Source organism: Mesorhizobium sp. M7A.F.Ca.US.005.03.2.1, from assembly GCF_003997795.1.
Classification (GTDB): Bacteria; Pseudomonadota; Alphaproteobacteria; order Rhizobiales; family Rhizobiaceae; genus Mesorhizobium; species Mesorhizobium ciceri.
This window is the reverse complement of the sequence record NZ_RZRP01001059.1, coordinates 1-1,862: the sequence shown is the minus strand read 5'-3', so window position 1 is coordinate 1,862 and position 1,862 is coordinate 1. Positions and strand designations below refer to the sequence as shown.

Genomic DNA, 1,862 nt, shown 5'->3' with positions numbered 1-1,862 from the left:
CAGAGGCATCTCCTGGCAGCGCATCACCATCGACGGCGTCGCCAACCATGCCGGCACCACGCCGATGTCGATGCGCAACGATGCCGGCCACGCCGCCGCCCGGGTCATCACCTTCCTGCTCGACCGGACCAAAGCCTCGAACGCGCCGACCGTCGCCACCGTCGGCACGATCCGCTTCGAGCCGAATGCCATCAATGTCATCCCTTCGCGCGCGGTCTTCACCGTCGATCTGCGCGATCCCGACGAACAGCGCCTGCAGGCGGCGGAAGCGGCGCTTGCCGCCCATCTCGAGCAGCTTGCCGCCGCTGAGAACGTGACGGTTTCGGTCGAGCAACTGGCCCGCTTCGAACCGGTGATCTTCGACCTGCGCATCGTCGAACAAATCGAGGCCGCCGCGAAACGCCGTGGCCTCGGGGTCAGGCGCATGACATCAGGCGCCGGCCACGACGCGCAGATGCTGGCGTGTATCGCGCCTGCGGCGATGATCTTCGTGCCGAGCGTTGGCGGCATCAGTCACAGTCCTCGCGAACACACCGATGACGCAGAGCTTGTTGCCGGCGCCAACATCCTGCTTGATGTGGCCGCGCAACTGGCAAAGTAGGTCAGAAGGGGCAGAAGCAGAAGGGGCAGAAGAATGTCTGAACTCGATCGCGACGCGCTGAAGCAGGAGATGATTTTCTGGCGGCGCGATCTGCATGCACACCCGGAATTCGGCTTCGAGGAGAAGCGCACCGCCGCCTTCGTCGCCGCCAAACTGCGTGAATTTGGGTTGGACGATGTCACCGAAGGCGTCGGCGGCACCGGTGTCGTCGGCACGCTGAAGCGCGGCAGCGGCAACCGGGCGATTGCGCTGAGGGCCGACATGGATGCGCTGCGCATATCAGAACAATCGGACGCATCTTACCGGTCCGGCAATCCCGGCATCATGCATGCCTGCGGCCATGACGGCCACACCACCATGCTGCTCGGCGCGGCAAAGCTGCTGGCCGGTGAGGGCGGTTTCGACGGCACCGTGCGCTTCGTCTTCCAGCCGGCCGAGGAATGGGGCAGGGGCGCGCTCGCCATGCTCGACGATGGGCTGATGCAGCGCTTTCCCTTTGACGAGATCTTTGGCCTGCACAATATGCCCGGCCTGCCGATCGGGCATTTCGAGACCCGTGCCGGACCCATGATGTCGGCCGAGGACAACTTCGAGATCGTGCTCAAGGGGCTCGGCGGCCATGCCGCGCGGCCGCATGCGGGCAACGAGACGCTGGTCGCGGCCTGCGCGCTGGTCACCAATCTGCAGACCATCGTCTCGCGCCGGCTGAGTCCGGCCGACATATCCGTGGTTTCGGTGACCGAGCTGATCACCGACGGCACCCGCAACGCTCTGCCCGGTCTTGCCCGCATCCTCGGCGATGCGCGCAGCTTCCGTCCCGAGGTCAGCGCCGAGATCGAGCGGCAGATGCGCATTCTCGCCGAGGGCATCGCCGCCGCCTATAATGTCACCGCCGAGGTCAAGTACAGCAGGGAGTTCGTGCCGCTGCGCAACGATGCCGAACTGGTCGATGCCGCATTCGCCGCCGCCAGAGGCGTCTTCGAACCCGGCAACATCGCCGTCGCCCGCGAGCCGATGACCGCCTCCGAGGATTTCGCCCGCTTCCTCGACCATGTGCCGGGCTGCTTCGCCTTCCTCGGCAATGGCGAGGGTTCGGCGCCGCTGCACAATTCCAGCTACGACTTCGACGATGAGGGGCTGTTGTTCGGCGCGAATTTCCATGTCGCGCTGGTCAGGCAAAGGCTCGCGGCCGGGAGATGATCGCGGCGTCACGATTGTCAAACATGCGTATCGCGAGCCGGATATGGGTAGAGTCGCGGGC

The 1,862-nt window shown here is 65.5% G+C and carries 2 protein-coding genes; both read left to right on the top strand.

From position 1 onward, the window contains the following. Positions 1-601 (top strand): hydantoinase/carbamoylase family amidase (locus EN991_RS34555; protein ID WP_127370405.1); only part of this gene is annotated, 601 nt, incomplete at its 5' end. A 33-nt stretch (positions 602-634) separates the two neighbouring features. Next, positions 635-1,801 (top strand): M20 aminoacylase family protein, encoded by a 1,167-nt coding sequence (locus tag EN991_RS34550; protein ID WP_127370404.1) that lies wholly within the window; start codon positions 635-637, stop codon positions 1,799-1,801. The last annotated feature ends 61 nt before the right edge of the window (positions 1,802-1,862 follow it).

Coding starts and splice junctions, on each gene's coding strand:
- EN991_RS34550 (WP_127370404.1), top strand. CDS start 635: ATGTCTGAACTCGATCGCGACGCGCTGAAGCAGGAGATGATTTTCTGG.